General features: G+C 71.5%; 17 protein-coding genes and 1 pseudogene. 10 read left to right on the top strand and 8 right to left on the bottom strand.

The genetic code is table 11. The annotated features are described in order from the left end of the window. Positions 1-230: 230 nt before the first annotated feature. From tkt to pgl, 6 genes are read left to right on the top strand one after another with little or no spacing between them, the layout of a single operon-like run. Positions 231-2,339 carry a transketolase gene (tkt, locus tag ACWCSU_RS44800; protein ID WP_357705752.1) on the top strand — a complete coding sequence of 703 codons (2,109 nt, stop codon included), beginning with the start codon at positions 231-233 and terminating at the stop codon, positions 2,337-2,339. Between the two features lie 7 nt (positions 2,340-2,346). Beyond that, positions 2,347-3,438 carry a transaldolase gene (gene tal / locus ACWCSU_RS44805; protein WP_449942528.1) on the top strand — a complete coding sequence of 364 codons (1,092 nt, stop codon included), beginning with the start codon at positions 2,347-2,349 and terminating at the stop codon, positions 3,436-3,438. Continuing rightward, entirely contained in the window at positions 3,435-5,051 is a 1,617-nt protein-coding gene (locus ACWCSU_RS44810; RefSeq protein WP_449942529.1) for a glucose-6-phosphate isomerase, read from the top strand. Before tal ends, ACWCSU_RS44810 begins: the two co-directional genes overlap by 4 nt. A gap of 1 nt (position 5,052) precedes the next feature. Next, positions 5,053-6,654, top strand: coding sequence for a glucose-6-phosphate dehydrogenase (zwf, locus tag ACWCSU_RS44815; protein WP_449942530.1), 1,602 nt, complete (start codon positions 5,053-5,055; stop codon positions 6,652-6,654). After that, on the top strand, positions 6,654-7,568 hold the full coding sequence (locus ACWCSU_RS44820) for a glucose-6-phosphate dehydrogenase assembly protein OpcA (RefSeq protein ID WP_357705748.1): 915 nt from the start codon (positions 6,654-6,656) through the stop codon (positions 7,566-7,568). The genes zwf and ACWCSU_RS44820 overlap by 1 nt, the downstream gene beginning before the upstream one ends. Before the next feature lie 27 nt (positions 7,569-7,595). Then, positions 7,596-8,369, top strand: coding sequence for a 6-phosphogluconolactonase (pgl, locus tag ACWCSU_RS44825; RefSeq protein WP_357705747.1), 774 nt, complete (start codon positions 7,596-7,598; stop codon positions 8,367-8,369). 80 nt (positions 8,370-8,449) lie between these two features. Here the strand turns inward: pgl and add are convergent, their stop codons facing one another. Then, entirely contained in the window at positions 8,450-9,469 is a 1,020-nt protein-coding gene (gene add / locus ACWCSU_RS44830; RefSeq protein ID WP_449942531.1) for an adenosine deaminase, read from the bottom strand. 100 nt (positions 9,470-9,569) lie between these two features. Here add and ACWCSU_RS44835 point away from each other — a divergent pair, with 100 nt between their 5' ends. Beyond that, entirely contained in the window at positions 9,570-10,373 is an 804-nt protein-coding gene (locus ACWCSU_RS44835) for a class I SAM-dependent methyltransferase (RefSeq protein ID WP_449942532.1), read from the top strand. A gap of 232 nt (positions 10,374-10,605) precedes the next feature. On the opposite strand, the gene ACWCSU_RS44840 is transcribed toward ACWCSU_RS44835, so the two are convergent. Both ACWCSU_RS44840 and ACWCSU_RS44845 read right to left on the bottom strand, forming a co-directional pair. After that, positions 10,606-10,728, bottom strand: coding sequence for a hypothetical protein (locus tag ACWCSU_RS44840; protein ID WP_449942533.1), 123 nt, complete (start codon positions 10,726-10,728; stop codon positions 10,606-10,608). A gap of 34 nt (positions 10,729-10,762) precedes the next feature. Further along, the gene (locus tag ACWCSU_RS44845) at positions 10,763-11,548 is read right to left on the bottom strand and encodes a hypothetical protein (protein WP_449942534.1); all 786 of its coding nucleotides are present in this window, start codon (positions 11,546-11,548) and stop codon (positions 10,763-10,765) included. 73 nt (positions 11,549-11,621) lie between these two features. Here ACWCSU_RS44845 and ACWCSU_RS44850 point away from each other — a divergent pair. Beyond that, positions 11,622-12,038: pseudogene (locus ACWCSU_RS44850) on the top strand (Clp protease N-terminal domain-containing protein); the annotation flags it as partial. Positions 12,039-12,212: 174 nt separating this feature from the next. On the opposite strand, the gene ACWCSU_RS44855 reads toward ACWCSU_RS44850, so the two are convergent. Further along, a complete protein-coding gene (locus tag ACWCSU_RS44855) occupies positions 12,213-13,235 on the bottom strand; it encodes a GNAT family N-acetyltransferase (RefSeq protein WP_357705743.1) in 1,023 nt (340 codons plus the stop codon). Between the two features lie 108 nt (positions 13,236-13,343). Between ACWCSU_RS44855 and ACWCSU_RS44860 the strand changes: the two genes are divergently transcribed. Next, on the top strand, positions 13,344-14,720 hold the full coding sequence (locus ACWCSU_RS44860; RefSeq protein WP_364098467.1) for an NAD(P)/FAD-dependent oxidoreductase: 1,377 nt from the start codon (positions 13,344-13,346) through the stop codon (positions 14,718-14,720). A gap of 27 nt (positions 14,721-14,747) precedes the next feature. Further along, positions 14,748-16,352 carry an amidohydrolase gene (locus ACWCSU_RS44865; protein ID WP_449942535.1) on the top strand — a complete coding sequence of 535 codons (1,605 nt, stop codon included), beginning with the start codon at positions 14,748-14,750 and terminating at the stop codon, positions 16,350-16,352. A 49-nt stretch (positions 16,353-16,401) separates the two neighbouring features. On the opposite strand, the gene ACWCSU_RS44870 is transcribed toward ACWCSU_RS44865, so the two are convergent. The 4 genes from ACWCSU_RS44870 to ACWCSU_RS44885 form a co-directional block, all read right to left on the bottom strand. Then, positions 16,402-16,746 (bottom strand): RNA polymerase-binding protein RbpA, encoded by a 345-nt coding sequence (locus ACWCSU_RS44870; RefSeq protein WP_082310244.1) that lies wholly within the window; start codon positions 16,744-16,746, stop codon positions 16,402-16,404. Positions 16,747-16,823: 77 nt separating this feature from the next. Further along, the gene (gene secG, locus ACWCSU_RS44875; RefSeq protein ID WP_090942947.1) at positions 16,824-17,054 is read right to left on the bottom strand and encodes a preprotein translocase subunit SecG; all 231 of its coding nucleotides are present in this window, start codon (positions 17,052-17,054) and stop codon (positions 16,824-16,826) included. A 99-nt stretch (positions 17,055-17,153) separates the two neighbouring features. Next, positions 17,154-17,939: a triose-phosphate isomerase gene (tpiA, locus tag ACWCSU_RS44880; RefSeq protein ID WP_357705739.1), complete on the bottom strand. Its 786-nt coding sequence runs from the start codon at positions 17,937-17,939 to the stop codon at positions 17,154-17,156. A 1-nt stretch (position 17,940) separates the two neighbouring features. Next, a complete protein-coding gene (locus tag ACWCSU_RS44885) occupies positions 17,941-19,128 on the bottom strand; it encodes a phosphoglycerate kinase (RefSeq protein ID WP_449942536.1) in 1,188 nt (395 codons plus the stop codon). Between the last annotated feature and the right edge of the window lies 1 nt (position 19,129).

The raw sequence follows: 19,129 nt of genomic DNA on the forward strand, positions 1-19,129 counted from the left end.
GCGTAACCTCTGATTGGAGCGGATCGATGAGTGGCGCCGTGACGCCTCTGCGAACAAACAAACTGTAGTCGCAGGGCCGGACGGTCCGGCCAATGGGGGGCTTGAGCCATTCGTGGACACGCGAGGGTGGAATGGGAATCGATCGCCAGCTCCACTCGGTTAGGGTCCCGTGTGGGCGGGATAGCCAACAGGTACTGCCAAATGACAACTAGATTCCGGAGATCGAGCACTTGAGCACCGAACTCGTGCCAGCCCTTGAGTGGACCGACCTCGACAAGAAGGCCGTCGACGTCGTCCGGGCCCTGGCGATGGACGCAGTGGAGAAGGCGGGCTCGGGTCACCCCGGCACCGCCATGAGCCTGGCCCCCGCCGCATACCTGCTGTTCCAGCGCGTGATGCGCCACGACCCGAGCGACCCCAACTGGGCGGGCCGCGACCGGTTCGTGCTGTCGTGCGGCCACACCAGCCTGACGCTCTACATCCAGCTCTACCTGTCCGGCTACGGCCTCACGCTCGACGACCTGCGCCGCCTGCGCCAGTGGGACAGCCTGACGCCGGGTCACCCCGAGCACGGCCACACCGCCGGCGTCGAGACCACCACCGGCCCGCTTGGCCAGGGTCTGGGCAACGCGGTCGGCATGGCGATGGCGGCCCGCCGCGAGCGCGGCCTGTTCGACCCCGACGCCGAGCGCGGCGCCTCGCCGTTCGACCACCACATCTGGTGCTTCGTCAGCGACGGCGACATCGAGGAGGGCATCAGCCACGAGGCCAGCGCCCTGGCCGGCCACCAGAAGCTGGGCAACCTCGTCGTGGTGTACGACGACAACCACATCTCCATCGAGGACGACACCCTCATCGCCAAGTCCGAGGACGTCGTCAAGCGCTACGAGGCCTACGGCTGGCACACCGAGAGCGTCGACTGGACCGCGGGCGGCGAGTACGAGGAGGACGTCCAGGCGCTCTACGAGGCGCTGGAGGCGGCCAAGGCCGAGACCGACCGGCCCTCGTTCATCCGGCTGCGCACGATCATCGGCTGGCCGGCGCCGAACAAGAAGAACACCGGCAAGATCCACGGCGCGGCCCTGGGCGAGGCGGAGATCGCCGCGACCAAGGAGATCCTGGGCATGGACCCGGCCAAGAGCTTCGACGTCTCGGCCGAGGTGCTCCAGCACGCCCGCGAGGTGGTCGCCCGCGGCCGCGCCGACCGCGCCGAGTGGGACAAGGGATACGCGGAATGGCGCCTGGCCAACCCCGAGCGGGCCAAGGAGTTCGACCGCATCTCCCACCGCGAGCTGCCCGCCGGCTGGGCCACGGCCCTGCCCGAGTTCGAGACCGGCTCCTCGATGGCCACCCGCAAGGCCAGCGGCGAGGTGCTGGGCGCGCTGGCGCCGGTGCTGCCCGAGCTGTGGGGCGGCTCGGCCGACCTGGCCGAGTCGAACCTGACCACGATGAAGGGCGAGCCGTCCTTCATCCCCGAGGAGTACCAGACCAAGGACTTCCCCGGTAACCGCTACGGCCGCACGCTGCACTTCGGCATCCGCGAGCACGCCATGGGCGCGATCCTCAACGGCATCGCCCTGCACGGCGGCACCCGCCCGTACGGCGGCACGTTCCTGGTCTTCTCCGACTACATGCGGCCCTCGGTGCGCCTGGCGGCGCTGATGAAGCTGCCGGTCACCTACGTGTGGACGCACGACTCCATCGGCCTCGGCGAGGACGGCCCCACCCACCAGCCGATCGAGCACCTGTGGGCGCTGCGCGCGATCCCCGGCCTCGACGTCGTCCGCCCGGCCGACGCCAACGAGACCGCGTACGCGTGGAAGACGATCCTGGAGCACACCGACCGTCCCGCCGCCCTGGCTCTGACCAGGCAGAACGTGCCGGTCTACGAGGGCACCAACGCCGACGGCGTGGCCCGCGGCGGCTACGTGCTGCGCGAGGCCTCCGACGGCCAGCCGCACGTGATCCTGATCGCCACCGGCAGCGAGGTCGAGGTGGCCGTCCAGGGCCGCGAGCTGCTGGAGGCGCAGGGCATCTCCACACGCGTGGTGTCGATGCCGTGTGTCGAGTGGTTCAACGGGCAGGACTCCGCTTACCGGCAGACCGTCCTGCCGAGCGCCATCAGGGCTCGGGTCGCGGTCGAGGCCGGCGTCGCGCTCGGCTGGCACCAGTTCGTCGGCGAGTGCGGCGAAGTGGTCAGCCTGGAGCACTTCGGCGCCTCGGCGCCGTACAAGACGCTGTACGAGCAGTTCGGGCTCACGGCCGAGCGGGTGGCGGCGGCGGCCAAGGCGAGCCTCGCCAAGCTGGGTCAGGACAAGGGCGAGACGACGGGAAACTGAGAAGAAGATGAGCGACAACCTCAACAAGCTGTCCGGCCAGGGCGTCTCCGTCTGGCTCGACGACATCAGCCGCGAACGGCTGCGCACGGGCAACCTTGAGCAGCTGATCCGGGACAAGAACGTCGTCGGGGTCACCTCCAACCCGACGATCTTCGCCGGCGCGCTCAGCAAGGGCGACGCCTACAACGCCCAGCTCCACGACCTGGCCGTACGCGGCGTCACCGTGGAGGAGGCCGTACGCGCGATCACCACGTACGACATCCGCTGGGCCGCCGACGTGCTGCGCCCGGTCTACGACGCCACCGACGGCGTAGACGGCCGCGTCTCGCTGGAGGTCGACCCGCGTCTGGCCCGCGAGAGCGAGAAGACCGTGGCCGAGGCCAGGGCGCTGTGGTGGATGGTCGACCGGCCCAACCTGTTCATCAAGATCCCGGCCACCCTTGAGGGCCTGCCCGCGATCACGCAGGCGCTCTCGGAGGGCATCAGCGTCAACGTCACGCTGATCTTCTCCCTGGAGCGCTACCGCGCGGTCATGGACGCCTGGCTGACCGGTCTGGAGGCCGCGCAGGCCAAGGGCCTCGACCTGGCCGCGATCGAGTCGGTGGCCTCGTTCTTCGTCAGCCGCGTCGACACCGAGATCGACAAGCGGCTCGACCAGCTCGGCAAGCCGGAGCTGAAGGGCAAGGCGGGCATCGCCAACGCGCGCCTGGCCTATGCCGCCTACGAGGAGGTCGTCAGCTCCGAGCGCTGGCAGCGCCTGCGCGCCGCGGGCGCCCGTCCGCAGCGCCCGCTGTGGGCCTCGACCGGGGTGAAGAACCCCGAGTACTCCGACACCATGTACGTCGACCAGCTCGTCGCCCCCGGCACCGTCAACACGATGCCGGAGAAGACCCTCGACGCCACCGCCGACCACGCCCAGGTCACCGGCGACACCGTGCGCCCCTTCTACGAGCAGGCCTGGAACACCATGGCCGCGCTCAAGGACGCCGGTATCGACTACGACGACGTGGTCCGCGTGCTGGAGGAGGAGGGCGTCGAGAAGTTCGAGGCGTCCTGGAACGAGCTGCTCGAGAGCGTCACCAAGAATCTGGTGCCATGATCGAGGTGTCCTACCGCGAGGAGGGGGTGGCCGCGGCCGCCTCCTCCGTCGCGGGGCGCCTCGTCGCCGACGGCGTGCCCGCGCGGCTGGCCGGCGGCGACCCCACGCTGTGGGGCGAGGACGCCGAGGCGGTGGCGGCGGTCCGGCTCGGCTGGCTGACGCTGCCGCGCACCTCCCGCGAGCTCCTTCCCGAGCTGGGCAAGCTCGTGGAGCGGGCGCGGGCCGAGGGCCTGACGAACGTGGTGCTGGTCGGGATGGGCGGCTCGTCGCTGGCTCCCGAGGTGATCTGCCAGACCGCCGACGTGCCGCTGACCGTGCTCGACACGACCGACCCCGCGCAGGTCAGGCGGGCCCTGGACGACCTGCTGGAGTCCACGGTCGTGGTGGTGGCCAGCAAGAGCGGCTCGACCGTCGAGACCGACTGCCACCTGCGCATCTACGAACAGATCTTCACCGAGGCGGGCATCGCGCCCGCCGACCGGATCGTGGTCGTCACCGACCACGGCTCGCCGCTGGAGCAGCGGGCGATCGACGGCGGCTACCACCTGGTCCTGGCCGTTCCCGACGTGGGCGGCCGCTACTCGGCGCTGTCGGCGTTCGGGCTGGTGCCCAGCGCGCTGGCCGGGGCCGACGTCGAACGGCTGCTGGACGATGCCGAGGAGGTGCTGCCGCTGCTGTCGCAGGACGTCGGCAACCCCGGGCTCGACCTGGGCGCGGCGCTCGGCGGCGCGGCGCTGGCCGGGCGCGACAAGCTCGTCCTGGAGGACCAGCTCTCCGGCATCAACGGGCTGCCCGGCTGGATCGAGCAGCTCGTCGCCGAGTCCACCGGCAAGCAGGGCAGGGGCATCCTGCCCATCGTCAACGCCGACCCCAACCACACCCACGACGAGCTGATCGTCGCGATCGAGTCCGACGACGGCGCCGTACGCGTCGACGGGCCGCTCGGCGGCCAGTTCCTGGTCTGGGAGTACGCGACCGCCGTGGCCGGGCTGCTGCTGGAGATCGACCCGTTCGACCAGCCGAACGTGGCCGAGTCCAAGGAGAACACCGCGGCCCTGCTGGCCCTGCCCGACCTGCCGCTCGGCGCGCCCACGCTGGTCGACGGGCCCGTCGAGGTCTACGGCGCGGTCCGGTCGCACGACCTGCCCGGCGTGCTGGCCGAGCTGCTGAAGGCCATCCCGCACGACGGCTACCTGACCGTGATGGCCTATCTCGACCGGCTGGCCGCCTTCGACGCGCCCGTGCCCGAGGGGGCCGACTTCGAGCAGATGACCGACGCGTGGATGATGGCCGACGCCGCCACGCTGCGCGCCCTGCTCGCCATCCGCACCAACCGGCCGGTGACGTTCGGATGGGGGCCGCGTTTCCTGCACTCCACCGGCCAGTACCACAAGGGCGGGCCGCAGAACGGCGTGTTCCTGCAGATCACCGGGGCGGTGACCGACGACGTCGCGGTCCCGGGACAGCCGTACACGCTGGGACGGCTCCAGCTCGCGCAGGCGCTGGGCGACCTGGCCTCGCTGGAGACCCGCGGACGGCCCGCCGTACGCCTGCATTTGACGGACCGCGCGACGGGTGTCGCGCATTTGCTCGCAGCCGCACAGGAGGTTTGAGATGACTGATCAGGCATCTCCTGAGGAAGAGGTCGTCGCGGTGGCGGCGGCCGTGGCGAACACCGCCACGACATTGGAGGTCGCGGAGGCCAACCCGTTGCGCGACCCACGGGACAAGCGGCTGCCGCGGGTGGCGGGGCCGTGCGTGCTGGTGCTGTTCGGCGTGACGGGCGACCTGGCCAAGCGCAAACTGTTGCCGGCCATTTACGACCTGGGCAACCGCGGCCTGCTGCCGCCCGGTTTCTCGCTGGTCGGTTTCGCCAGGCGCGATTGGAAGGACCAGGACTTCGCCCAGTTGACGCACGACGCCGTCAAGGCGCACGCGCGTACGCCGTTCCGCGAGGAGGTCTGGAAGCAGATCCTCGAAGGCATCCATTTCGTGCCGGGCGAGTTCTCCGACGACGGAGCCTTCGACGCGCTGGCGATGGCGTTGGCGGAGATCGACCAGACCCGTGGCACGGGCGGCAACTACGCTTTCTACCTGTCGGTGCCGCCCAAGTTCTTCCCCGTGGTGGTCGAGCAGCTCAAGCGCACCGGGCTGTCCGACGCGCCCGAGGGGTCGTGGCGGCGGGTGGTCATCGAGAAGCCGTTCGGCCACGACCTGAAGTCGGCCCACGAGCTGAACGAGATCACCAACTCGGCGTTCCCGGAGAGCTCGATCTTCCGGATCGACCACTACCTGGGCAAGGAGACGGTCCAGAACATCCTGGCGTTGCGCTTCGCCAACAACCTGTACGAGCCCATCTGGAACCGCAGCTTCGTCGACCACGTGCAGATCACCATGGCCGAGGACATCGGCATCGGCGGGCGCGCGGGCTACTACGACGGCATCGGCGCGGCCCGCGACGTGATCCAGAACCACCTGCTCCAGCTCCTCGCGCTGGTCGCCATGGAGGACCCGACCTCCTTCGACGCCTCGGCGCTGCGCCGGGAGAAGGAGAAGGTGCTCAAGGCCGTGCGGCTGCCGGACAACCTGGGGCTCAACACGGCCCGCGGCCAGTACGCGGCCGGGTGGCAGGGCGGCGAGAAGGTCGTCGGCTACCTCCAGGAGGAGGGCATCCCCGCCGAGTCGATCACCGAGACGTACGCGGCGATCAAGCTGGAGATCGCCAACCGGCGGTGGGCCGGGGTGCCGTTCTACCTGCGTACCGGCAAGCGGCTGGGCCGCCGGGTCACCGAGGTGGCCGTGGTGTTCCAGCGGGCGCCGCACCTTCCCTTCAGCAAGACCGACACCGAGATCCTGGGCCAGAACGCCCTGGTCGTCCGCGTGCAGCCGGACGAGGGCATCACCGTGCGGTTCGGGTCGAAGGTCCCGGGCACCGCCATGGAGGTGCGCGACGTGTCGATGGACTTCGCCTACGGCGAGTCGTTCCTGGAGTCCTCGCCCGAGGCGTACGAGCGGCTGCTGCTCGACGTCATGATCGGCGACCCGCCGCTCTTCCCGCACCAGCGCGAGGTCGAGCTGTCCTGGACGATCCTCGACCCGATCGAGGACTTCTGGGCCACGCAGGGACAGCCCGAGGGGTACGAGTCGGGCTCGTGGGGCCCGGAGTCGGCCGACGCGATGATGGCGCGCGACGGCCGCGTGTGGAGGAGACTCTAGTGACGACTTTCATGCTGTCGGACACGACGGCCGGCAAGATCTCGGCGCAGCTCATGCTGCTGCGCCACCAGATGGGCGCGCCCGCCATCGGCATGGTGCTGACCCTCGTGGTGGTCTCCGAGGAGCGCCACCAGTACGACGCGCTGCGCGCCGCCACCGAGGCGGCCCGCGAGCACCCCTCGCGCATCATCGTGGTGATCAAGCGTGAGGAGGCCGAGCCCAACCGGCTCGACGCCGAGCTGCGCATCGGCGAGAACACCCCCGGCGAGGTCGTGGTGCTGCGCCTGTACGGCGAGCTGACCCAGCACGCCGACTCCGTGGTCAGCCCGCTGCTGCTGCCCGACACGCCCGTGGTGGCCTGGTGGCCGGGCGCGGCGCCCGACGTGCCGTCCAAGGACTCGATCGGCGCCCTGGCCCAGCGACGCATCACCGACGCCAAGGGCTTCGAGAACGGCGGCGTCAAGTCGCTGGTGACCCGGGCCAAGGGTTACGCCCCCGGCGACACCGACCTGTCGTGGGCCCGGCTGACGCCGTGGCGCAGCCTGCTGGCCGCCGCGTTCGACCAGCCGGTGGGCAAGGTGCGCAAGGGCGTGGTGGAGGGCAGCCCCGGCCACCCGAGCGCGTCGCTGCTGGCGGCGTGGCTGTCGGAGCGGCTGGGCGCGCCGGTCAAGGTGGCCGAGTCGGCCGGTCCCGGCCTGACCGCCGTGCGGCTGCAGGTGAGCGAAGGCGAGCTGACGGTCGTGCGCTCCGACGCGCGGCTGGCCACGTTGTCGCGTCCCGGTCAGCCCGACCGGAACGTGGCCCTGGCCAGGCGGCACACCTCCGAGCTGATGGCCGAGGAACTGCGGCGGCTGGACAGCGACGAGGTCTACGAGGCCGCCGTCAAGCGTTTCGCCCGTTCGTACAAGGGCTGACCCCCCTTCACTCCAGAAAGAAGTGTCGTGAGCGTTCCCAACGTTGTCGTGCACCGCGACGCCGACGTCCTGGCCAAGGCCGTGGCGGCGCGCATCATCACGCGCCTGGTCGACGTGCAGTCGGCCAGGGGGTCGGCCTCGATCGTGCTGACCGGCGGCACGGTCGGCATCGCCACGCTGGCCGCCATCGCCGCCACGCCCGCCCGCGACGCCGTCGACTGGCGGCGCCTGGACGTCTGGTGGGGCGACGAACGTTTCGTGCCCACCGGTGACAAGGAACGCAACGAGACCGGCGCCCGCCAGGCGCTGCTCGACCATGTGGACCTGGACCCCGACCGGGTCCACGTCATGCGCGGCCCCGACTCGGGCCTGACGGCCGAGGAGTCGGCCGACGCGTACGCCGCCGAGCTGCGCGCCGCGGCCCGCCCCGAGGACCACGGCCCGGTGCCGGCCTTCGACGTCATGCTCCTCGGCATGGGCCCCGACGCGCACGTGGCCTCGCTGTTCCCCGGCATGCCCGCCCTGTACGACACCCGCCCGGTCGTCTCCGTGCACGGCTCCCCCAAGCCGCCCCCCACCCGCATCTCCCTGACCCTGCCCGCCATCCAGGCGGCGCGCGAGGTGTGGGTGGTGGCGGCCGGCGAGGAGAAGTCGGGCGCGGTACGCCTGGCGCTGTCGGACTCGGGCCCCGTCCAGGTGCCTGCCGCCGCCGCCCGCGGCCGAGCCGGCACCCTGTTCCTCCTGGACCGCGCGGCCGCCGGCAAGATCCCCCCAGAGCTGGGCCGCCTGGCTTCCCCCTGAGGTCAGAGGGGGTCGGGAGCGGGGGTACAGGCGAACGTCTCGCCGTACCTCCGCTGCGCGACCGGCGGCTCCGGGGGCGGTCAGGCGGTCGTGGTGAGGGTGTCGATCTCCTTGAGGAGAGTCTGCTTGCGGTCGGCGGCCAGGTAGGAGGCGTTGACGGCGTTGCGGGCGAGTTGTGCAAGTTCGGGGGCGCCCAGGCCGAGCACGTGGGCGGCGGCCCGGTACTCCCCGGCCAGGGTGGTGCCGAACATGGGCGGGTCGTCGCTGTTGAGGGTGACGTACAGGCCCTCCTCCAGCATCCGGGGCAGCGGGTGGGCGGCGAGGTCGGGCACCTGGCCGGTGCAGACGTTGGAGGTGGGGCAGACGTCCAGGGGGAGCTGGGTCTCGCGCAGGTGGGCGACCAGGCGGGGGTCGGACAGGCAGTTGATGCCGTGGCCGATGCGCTCGGCGCCGTAACCCTCGATGACCTCCCACATCGTCTCGGGGCCGCTCATCTCGCCGCCGTGCGGGACGCTGTGCAGGCCGGCGGCGCGTGCGGCGGAGAAGGCGTCGCGGTAGGCGTCGCGGTACTTGGGACGCTCCTGTTCGATGCCTCCGATGCCGAAACCTACCAATGCGGCGGGAGGTTCGCTCAGGGCGTGCTCGACGGTGACCCGGGCGGACTCCTCGCCGTACTCGCCGGGGATGTCGAAGATGTAGGCCATCTCCACGCCGTGCTCGGTCAGGGAACGCCGGGCGGCCAGGTCGAGGGCCTCGGTCACCTCGCGCATGGGCATCCCGACCACGTGGTGGGCGTACGGGGTGACCTGGAGCTCGGCGTACCGGCCGCCCTGGGAGGCGAGGTCCTTGGCCAGGCCGAGGACGAGGGTGGCGACGTCCTCGGGCTCGCGGACGAGCCTGTTGACGGCCTGGTACACACGGGCGAAGTGAGGGAAGTCGAGGAAGGTGTAGAAGCGGCGCAGCTCCTCCTCGGTGGTCGGGACCTCGCTTCCGGGGTGGCGACGGGACAGCTCCAGCACGGTGGCTACCGAGGCCGAGCCGACCAGATGTACGTGCAGTTCCACCTTGGGAAGCGCGTCGATGAAGGCGTCGATGGTCATGGCGACGACCATAAGCCTGAGATTTCGCCCTAAAACAGGGAAGGAGGCGAAATTTCACGTGAAGATGTTAGATTTCGGCTCCGGGGTAGGCTCGTGGCCCGTGAGGGACCCTGAGGCCTACGACCGCGGCTTCGCGCGGCTCAGCTCGCACACCGTCGAATCGCTGCTCGCCGCCCTGGCCCGCGGTCCGGGACAGCACCCGGGACAGCGCCCCGGACAGCGCCCGGGGCGGCGTCGAGAGCGGCGTCCCGAGCGGGTGCTCGACGTCGGGTGCGGCACCGGCGTGGTCACGGCCGCCGCGCTCGCGACCGGCGCCGCGGTCACCGCCGTGGACGCCGACCCCGCCATGCTGGAGCTGGTCGCCCGCCGCCACCCCGGCGCCACGGTCCGCCGGGCCACCCTGCCCGTCCTGCCGTTCGAGGACGCCTCCTTCGACGCCGTGGCGGGCAACTTCGTCATCAACCACGTCGCCGACACCCCGGCGACGCTCGCGGAGCTGCACCGCGTACTGCGTCCCGGCGGCGCCGTCGCGCTGACCTGGTGGAAGTCCGACGAGATGACGGCCACGAACGTCTTCGCCGAGGCCCTGGCGGCGGCAGGGGTCCCGTACGAACCCCCGGCCCGCCCCTTCGCCGCCGTGGACCGGCCCGAGCGGTTCGCCGGGCTGCTGGAGGCGGCGGGCTTCACGGAGGTGGGCGTGCGGACCCTGCGCTGGCGGCACCGGGTGGACGTCGCCGCCTGGTGGACCGGCGTCGTCGAGGCGGGCGGCCCGCGCTTCGAGACGATCGCCGGGCAGCCGCCGGAGACCGCCGCCCGCGTCAGGGCCTGCTACGACCGCCTGGCCGCCCCGTACGCCGCCACGGGCTTCCCCGTGTGCGCCCACCTGGCCCACGGCCTGCGCTGACCCAGGACCAGCCCTGGCCCTCGCCGAGGGCGTGAGCAGCTTCAGCCGCGGGCCGACGAACTCCCGCCGGTGATGTGGCGGCTTACAGGGAGGGGACGGCGCCCGACTGCAGGAACACGCCCAGGAGGGGCTGTAGGGGCCCCAGCTTGAAGATGTGGGTCGCGGGGCCCCCAGGTGGGTGGCCACGCTGGTCAGGCTCGCACCGGCCAGGTCGGCGCCTCGCTGGAGACCGTCACCACGCGGACACCCGGGGCGGCTCGCGGGCGGTGGGCAGGCCGAGGCCGCTGTTGGCGCCGGTCACGACGGCCGTTCTGCCGGTGAGGTCCGGGATGTCGGCGGGCGTCCAGGGCGTCATCGCCCCTCCTTCCGGCGTACGGAATTCGTCCACCTCAGCCCAGCCGCTGCCGCGCGTGGCGTTCCTCCCGGCGGGTGACCTGGAGCCGTTGCCGGACCTCCTCCAGCCTCTTGCGGGCCTTGGCGAGCTTGCGTTCCAGTCGGGCGACCTTCTCGGCGCGTTCGTCGTACTCGCGGGTGACCGACTCCAGCGTCTCGGCCCACTCCCGGTGGGCCGCCTCGGCCTCCTCCCGCTCTCGCGCCTTACCGGCTTCCCGCGCTTGCCTGGCCTCGGCCTCCGCGCGGGCCTTCTCCTCGGCCGCCGGGTCCTTCCCGGACGGTCCGCGCCTCCGCGACGGCTCGGATCGGGGCGCGGTGACGGGGGCGGGGGCGAAGCCGCTGTAGCTGAGCGGCCTGGCCAGGCGGCCGGCCCGTACCTGGTCGGCGGCGCCGGCGTCCACGACGGCGGCGTCCAGCGTCTGGTCCACCTCCGTGGCGGCCGCCGCCGACAGGCCGCCCGCCTGCCTGGCCAGCCGCGCCACCTTGGCGGTGACCTCGCCGCGCCGCTGGGTCAGCTCGGCCAGCGCGTCGGCGTCCTGCGCCTGCCACGCCGCGCGCAGCCGCTCCCCCACGCCGAGCAGGTCGGCCAGCTCACCGGGGTGCTCCCGGGCCAGCCGGTTGACCGCCCAGGCCGAGACGGTGGGCTTGCGCAGCTTTGCGATGTCGCGGGAGAGCCGTACGTCGCCCGCCGCCTTGGCCGCGCTCGCCTCGGCCGCGCGGGCGGCGGTGAACTCCGCCGGCGGGACTGCGTAGAGGCGGCCGGCCACCTCGTCAAGATCCACACAGGACAAATACCCCACACGCCGCGGTTTGTAGCGCATAGTGGAGGCAGCCCCAGTCGAACGGAGGCCCCCGGTGTTCGAGCGCTTCACCGACCGCGCGCGCAGGGTCGTCGTCCTCGCCCAGGAGGAGGCGCGGCAGCTGAGCCACAACTACATCGGCACCGAGCACATCCTGCTGGGCCTCATCCGCGAGGGCGAGGGGCTGGCCGCGCTGGTGCTCGACGGCTGCGGTGTGGAGCTGGAGGGCGTACGGACCTTCGTGGAGCGCGAGGTGGGCCGCGGCGCCAGCTCGCCGAGCGGGCACATCCCCTTCACCCCGCGCGCCAAGAAGGTGCTGGAGCTGTCCCTGCGCGAGGCCCTGCAACTGCGCCACAACTACATCGGCACCGAGCACATCCTGCTCGGGCTGATCAGGGAGGGCGAGGGGCTGGCAGTCCAGGCGCTGGTGGAGGCCGGCGCCGACCTGGCCGACGTACGCCAGCGCCTGCTCGACCGCGTGGGCCGCGGCACCAGGGAACGCCCGACGGAGGTGTACTTCGGCGGCGGCTCGGTGCTCAGCGAACGGCTCACCCGCATCGAGGAGAGCCTGGAACGCATCGAACGCCACCTCGGCATCGGACCAGCCGCCGGACCCGCCGAGAAGGACGAGCCCCGCGAGGAGGGCCTAGGCTGAGGCCCGCACGCCGACCGGCAGCCGCGCCTCCACGACCCCCGGATCCTCGGTCTGGCCGAGCGCGGCGCCCAGGGTGGTCAGCAGGCCGCGCATACGCGCGTTGTCGGCCAGCAGGGTGGCTCTGACCTCGGCGTACCCCAGGTCACGAGCCTGCCGCACCAGCATCCCGGCCAGCACCGTGCCCAGGCCGCGCCCCTGCCAGCGGTCCTCCACCAGGAAGGCCATCTCGGCGATGCCGGGGTCGGGGGTGAACATGAGGTTCGCCATGGCCACGACCTGGCCGTCGTGCCCGGCGACCAGCGAGAAGCCCTTGCCGCGGTCGCAGAGCCGGTCGAACGTGCGCGGCGGCAGCGCGGGCATCGAGGTGAAGTAGCGGAACCTGCGGGCCTCGGGCGAGCACCTGTCGTGCAGGTCGCGCACGGCCTCGCGGTAGATCGAGGTGAGCGGGCGCACGGTGACCTCGGCGCCGTCGGCCAGTTTCACCGCGCGTTCGGCGGGGGTCCGGCCGGGCGCGGGCTGGGCGAGGCGGGCGAAGGAGGCCGCCCGCGCGGCCTCGGTCAGCGTGAACGGCAGCCCGGCGCGGCGCAGCCGTACCGCGCGCCGCTGGGCCACGGGCACGACGAGCAGGGTCGGGTCGGGCAGATCGTTCACCGGTTCACCGTAGACCCAGCGGGCGTCGTCCGCGCGCAGCAGCTCGGCCAGCAGCTCGGGGAGCCGCCAGGGCGTGGAACGCAGCCGGGAGGCCAGCAGCAGCGCCCTGGTCGGCTCGTCGGTGAGCTCGTGGGCGGTGGCCGGCACCACCTGGACGCACCGGCCGCCGGCGGCCTCCAGCGCCTCGCGCACGGCCTCGGGACCGGCCGGGATGTCGGCGACGAACTCGTCGACCGTGCCGTCGGCGTCGGACTGGACGCTCAGGCCGAGGATGTTGCCGCCCCTGGCGGCCAGGGCCGAGGCCAGCGAGGCCAGCCGTCCGGGTCGCTCGTCCACCGTGGTCCGGATGCGCAAGAATCCCATATGGGAGAGCATGCCCGGCATGTGTTACATGCCCGCTAACGACGGGTTTCATGACGAATTTCGTCGTGAGATGCGCCACCTAATCCCGATATAGCAGGATATGGGGCCATGAATGCGCGAGTTCCCTTGTCGTCCGGATTCGTCAACGGTGACGTCTCCTTCTGGTACCGCTCGTCCGGGGTGCCGGAGCCCGGTCCGCGGCTCGACGGCGACCTGGACGCCGACGTGGCGATCGTCGGGGCGGGCTACACCGGGCTGTGGACCGCGTACTACCTCAAGAAGGCCCGCCCCTCGCTCCGGGTGGTGCTGCTGGAGCAGGAGTTCGCCGGGTTCGGCGCCTCGGGGCGCAACGGCGGCTGGCTGACCGGCGACCTGGCCGGCTCCCACGAACGGTACGGCTCGGACGCCCGCCGCCTCCAGCGCGAGATGTACGCCTCCATCGACGAGGTCATCGCGGTCTGCCGGAACGAGTCGATCGACTGCGACATCGTCAAGGGCGGCGTGGTCAACGTGGCCCGCACCCCCGCCCAGGCCGACCGGCTGCGCGACTCGGTGGCCTCGGCCCGCGCCTGGGGCATCGAGGAGGCCGACCTGCGCCTGGCCGACCCGTCGGAGCACGTACGGGTGTCGGGGGCCCTGGCGGCTTCCTGGAGCCCCCACTGTGCCCGCATCCAGCCCGCCAAGCTGGCCCAGGGGCTGGCCAGGGCCGTACGCGACCTCGGCGTCCCCGTCTACGAGCGCACCCCGGTCACCGAGATCGCCCCGGGGAGGGCGGTGACCCCGTACGGGACGGTCAGGGCGACGTACGTCATCCGCGCCACCGAGGGCTTCACCGCCCGCCTGAACGGCCTGCGCCGCCAGTGGCTGCCCATGAACAGCTCCATGATCGTCACCGAGCCCCTCCCCGCCTCCTTCTGGGACGAGGTCGGCTGGCGGGGCGCCGAGCTGCTCGGCGACCTCGCGCACTACTACATGTACGCCCAGCGCACCGCCGACGACCGCATCGCCTTCGGCGGCAGGGGCCGTCCCTACCTGTACGGCTCCCGCATCGACGCCCGCGGCCGCACCCACGAGTGGACGGTCGAGGCCCTGTGGCGGCTCCTGGTCGACTTCTTCCCCCAGGCCCGCTCCTCCTCGGTCGCGCACGCCTGGTCGGGTGTGCTGGGGGTGCCGCGCGACTGGTGCTCGACCGTGCACGTGGACCCCGCGACCGGCCTGGGCTGGGCCGGCGGGTACACCGGACACGGCGTGACCACGACGAACCTGGCCGGGCGCACGCTGCGTGATCTGATACTCGGGGAGGAGACGCGGCTGACGTCGCTGCCCTGGGTGGGGCGCAAGGTGCGCTCCTGGGAGCCCGAACCGCTGCGCTGGATGGGTGTGCACGCGATGTACCGCCTGTACCGGGTGGCCGACCACCGTGAGCGTTCCATGCCCAGGACCTCGGCCCTGGCCCGTTTCGCCGATCTGATCACCGGCCACTGACGCCGTCCTGAGAAAGGGAGAACCCCCATGAACATCCTCTTCCGCGGTGGAGCCGCCTTCATCGGCGGCGCCGTGCGGCGCGACGCCGTACTGGTGCGGGACGGGGTGATCGCCGCCATCGGCCCGGAGGGCGAGCTGTCCCGCGACGCCCCCGGCCACGACACGGTCGACCTGGACGGCGGCCTGCTGACGCCGGGCTTCACCGACGCGCACATCCACCCGGTACAGGCCGGACTCGAACGAGCAAAGTGCGACTTGTCAGAGATCTTCGGCCTAGACGCCTACATTTCCAAGATTTCCGACTACGCCACGAAAAATCCTGAAAAAGAGTGGATCGACGGCGGCGGCTGGGACATGTCAGCCTTCCCCAACGGTCTCCCCCACCGCTCCCAGCTCGACTTCCTCGGCCGGCCGGCCTACCTGATCCAGCGTGACCACCATGCCGCCTGGGTCAACTCCCGCGCCCTCGACCTGGCCGGCATCACCCGGGACACCCCCGACCCCGCCGACGGCCGCATCGAGCGCGACGCCGACGGCACCCCGTCCGGCGTGCTGCACGAGGGCGCGATGGACCTCGTCGGCCTGCTCACCCCGCGCCCCACCGCCGAGGACCAGGCGCGGGCGCTCACCGAGGCCGAGCAGCACCTGTTCTCGCTGGGCATCACCGGCTGGCAGGACGCCATCGTCGGCTCGTACGCCGGCTCGGACGACCAGCTTCCCACCTACCTCGACGCCGCCCGCGCGGGACGGCTGCGCGCCCGCGTGGTGGGCGCGCTGTGGTGGGACAGGACGCGCGGCGAGGACCAGATCGAGGACCTGGTGCGCCGGCGGGCCGCCGCCGAGGGGCTGGACCGGTTCGCCGCCACCTCGATCAAGATCATGCAGGACGGCATCACGGAGAACTTCACCGCCGCGACGCTGGAGCCGTACTGCCGGTGCGGCGGCACGGGCCTGTCGTACGTCGACCCGGGCAAGCTCAAGCAGTACGTCGCCGAGCTGGACCGGCTCGGCTTCCAGGTGCACTTCCACGCCATCGGCGAACGCGCCGTGCGCGAGGCCCTGGACAGCTTCCAGGGCACCGACCCGGCCAACCGCCACCACATCGCCCACCTGCAGATCATCGAGCCCTCGGACGTGCCACGCTTCGCCGCGCTGGGCGTGACGGCCAACCTGCAACCCCTGTGGGCCACCCACCACGCCCAGATGGACGAGCTGACGCTGCCGTTCCTGGGCGAGCCGCGCTCGTCGTGGCAGTACCCGTTCAGGGATCTGCAGGCGCACGGCACCCGGTTCTGCGCGGGCAGCGACTGGCCGGTCTCCGAGCCCGATCCGATCCAGGGCATGCACGTGGCGGTGAACCGTACCGAACCGGGCGGATCGGTGCACGCGGGCTACCCGACGGCGCAGACGCCGTTCCTGCCGGGCCAGCGCCTCGACCTGGCCACGGTGATGAGCGCGTACACCGAGGGGTCGGCCTGGATCAACCGCTCGCCGGCGGGTGTGATCGCGCCCGGCCGACCGGCCGACCTGGTGGTGCTCGACCGCGACCCCTTCGACCTGCCCCCGGCCGACATCTGGACGACGCGGGTGCGCATGACGTTCGTCGACGGCGTGGCGGTGCACGGGCGATGACGCGCGAAGGGCCCCGGTGACCAGCACCAGGGCCCTTCCGCCGGCTCGCCTACCAGGGGGACTTGTTGTTGCGCAGGCGCTCCAGTGCCTCCTCGAGGATCGCCTTGCCGTCCTTGTCGCTCCGGCGCTCCTTCACGTAGGCCAGGTGCGTCTTGTACGGCTCGTTCTTGGGCGGGGCAGGCGGGGCCTCCTCGTCCTGTCCGGCTGGGAGGCCGCAACGTGGGCAATCCCACATCTCGGGGACCGCCGCGTCGCTGGCGAAACTGGGGCGCGTCTCGTGCATGTTGGCGCACCAGAACGAGACCCGCACTCTCGGAGCTGCCTCGCCGCGTTCGGCCTCCCCCATAGGGCCGGCGCCGACTCGGCTGCCACGGATCGCGTTGCCACTACCCACGGATGAACTCCTCGCTAGATCGCCCCGCGTCGTGACACGGGGGGAGAATCACTGTCACGCGTTAACCAGTTGTTGTCTCAGGGCCGCATGAGCAGGCCGAGAGCGATGATGCAGACGAACCAGACGGTGCCCGTGATGACGGTCAGCCGGTCGAGGTTGCGCTCCACCACCGAGGAACCACCGAAGTTCGACGAGAAACCGCCGCCGAACATGTCAGACAGGCCGCCACCCTTGCCCTTGTGGAGCAGGACGAGCAGGATCATGAGACCGCTCGCCAGGATGAGGGCGATGGAGATTCCGATTTCCACGGTATGCCTGTTCCTTCAGTGCTCTGTTACGCGTGACGATTCAAACTTGCCTCTTGAGGGTACGGCCTGCTGTCAAGTCGCACCCTCAGAACGACTCAGTTAGCCAGGCAATTCGGAGAATCGGCAGATCTTGGCGAACTCCCCTGCGTCGATGCTGGCACCGCCCACGAGCGCGCCGTCGACATCGGGTTGAGCCATGATCCCCACGATATTGCCGGACTTGACCGAGCCACCGTAAAGGATACGGACCGCGGAGGCCACTTCGGGGTCGTAGAGCTCTGCGAGTCTCACCCGCAACGCTCCGCAGACCTCCTGGGCGTCCTCCGGGGTGGCCACCTCGCCCGTGCCGATCGCCCACACGGGCTCGTAGGCCACCACTATCGATTTTGCCTGCTCGGCGCTGATTTTGCGCAGGGCGCCGTCGAGTTGGCCGAGACTGTGCGCGATGTGGCCGCCCTCTTGGCGTACGGCCAGCCCCTCGCCCACGCACAGGATGGGCGTGAGCGAGTGCCGGTAGGCCGCCTGCACCTTGGCGTTGACGAGATCGTCGTCCTCGCCGTGGTACTGGCGCCGCTCGGAGTGGCCGATGACCACGTACGTGCAGCCGAGCTTGGCCAGCATGACGCCCGACACCTCGCCGGTGTAGGCGCCGCCGTCGTACTGGGACAGGTCCTGGGCGCCGTAGACGATGCGCAGCTTGTCGCCGTCGACCAGCGTCTGGACGCTGCGAAGGTCGGTGAAGGGCGGCAGGACGGCCACCTCGGCCTTGTCGAAGTCCTTGTCGCTGAGCGCGAAGGCCAGCTTCTGGACCAGGGCGATGGCCTCAAGGTGATTGAGGTTCATCTTCCAGTTGCCGGCGATGAGCGGCTTGCGCTGCTGGGCCACCTCAGTCCTCCAGAGCCGCGAGTCCGGGAAGGGTCTTGCCCTCAAGGTATTCCAGGCTGGCCCCGCCGCCGGTGGAGATGTGCGAGAAGCCGTCCTCGGGCAGGCCCAGCCTGCGCACGGCCGCCGCGGAGTCGCCGCCGCCGACCACCGTGAAGGCGTCGGAGCCGATCAGGGCCTCGGCCACCGCCCTGGTGCCGCCGGAGAACGCGTCGAACTCGAACACGCCCATCGGCCCGTTCCAGAACACGGTCTTGGCGTCGGCCAGCTTGCTCGCGAACAGCTCGCGCGTCTTCGGCCCGATGTCGAGCCCCTCGCGGTCGGCCGGGATCGCCGTGGCCTCGACCACCTCGTGCTCGGCGTCGGCCGCGAACGTGACGGCCGCCAGCACGTCGACCGGCAGCACGAGGTCGACGCCCCGCCTGCCGGCCTCGTCGAGGAAGCCGCGCACCTGGTCGAGCTGGTCCTCCTGGAGCAGCGACCGGCCCACCTCGTAGCCCTGGGCCTTGAGGAAGGTGTAGGCCATGCCGCCGCCGATCAACAGCCGGTCGACCTTGGTCAGCAGGTTGGCGATGACGCCCAGCTTGTCGGAGACCTTTGCCCCGCCCAGGACGACCACGTAGGGACGCTCGGTGTCCTCGGTCAGCCTGCGCAGCACCTCGACCTCGGCCACGACCAGCCCGCCGGCCGCGTGCGGCAGCAGCTTGGGCACGTCGTAGACGCTGGCGTGCCTGCGGTGCACCGCGCCGAACCCGTCGCCGACGTAGAGCTCGGCGAGCCCGGCCAGCTTCTCGGCGAACGCGCCGCGGGCGGCGTCGTCCTTGGACTCCTCGCCGGGCTCGTAGCGCAGGTTCTCCAGCAGGGCGACCTGGCCCTCCTGGAGGGCGTCGACCGTCTGCCGCGCGCTGTCGCCGACCACGTCGGCGGCGAAGGCGACGTCCTGGCCGAGCAGCTCGCCCAGGCGGGCGGCCACCGGCTTGAGCGAGTACTTGGGATTGACCTGCCCCTTGGGCCTGCCCAGGTGGGCGCAGACGACGACCTTGGCGCCGCGCCCGGCCAGCGCCCGGATCGTCGGCAGCGACGCCCGGATGCGGCCGTCGTCGGTGATCGTCTCCCCGTCGAGCGGGACGTTGAGGTCGGCGCGCACGAGCACGCGCCGCCCCTTGACGTCGAGATCGTCGAGCGTGCGCATG

This window comes from Nonomuraea sp. NPDC001699 (assembly GCF_053596455.1).

Coding starts and splice junctions, on each gene's coding strand:
- tal (WP_449942528.1), top strand. CDS start 2,347: ATGAGCGACAACCTCAACAAGCTGTCCGGCCAGGGCGTCTCCGTCTGG.
- ACWCSU_RS44810 (WP_449942529.1), top strand. CDS start 3,435: ATGATCGAGGTGTCCTACCGCGAGGAGGGGGTGGCCGCGGCCGCCTCC.
- zwf (WP_449942530.1), top strand. CDS start 5,053: ATGACTGATCAGGCATCTCCTGAGGAAGAGGTCGTCGCGGTGGCGGCG.
- add (WP_449942531.1), bottom strand. CDS start 9,469: ATGACCATCGACGCCTTCATCGACGCGCTTCCCAAGGTGGAACTGCAC.
- ACWCSU_RS44840 (WP_449942533.1), bottom strand. CDS start 10,728: ATGACGCCCTGGACGCCCGCCGACATCCCGGACCTCACCGGCAGAACG.
- ACWCSU_RS44855 (WP_357705743.1), bottom strand. CDS start 13,235: ATGGGATTCTTGCGCATCCGGACCACGGTGGACGAGCGACCCGGACGG.
- ACWCSU_RS44860 (WP_364098467.1), top strand. CDS start 13,344: ATGAATGCGCGAGTTCCCTTGTCGTCCGGATTCGTCAACGGTGACGTC.
- ACWCSU_RS44865 (WP_449942535.1), top strand. CDS start 14,748: ATGAACATCCTCTTCCGCGGTGGAGCCGCCTTCATCGGCGGCGCCGTG.
- ACWCSU_RS44885 (WP_449942536.1), bottom strand. CDS start 19,128: ATGCGCACGCTCGACGATCTCGACGTCAAGGGGCGGCGCGTGCTCGTG.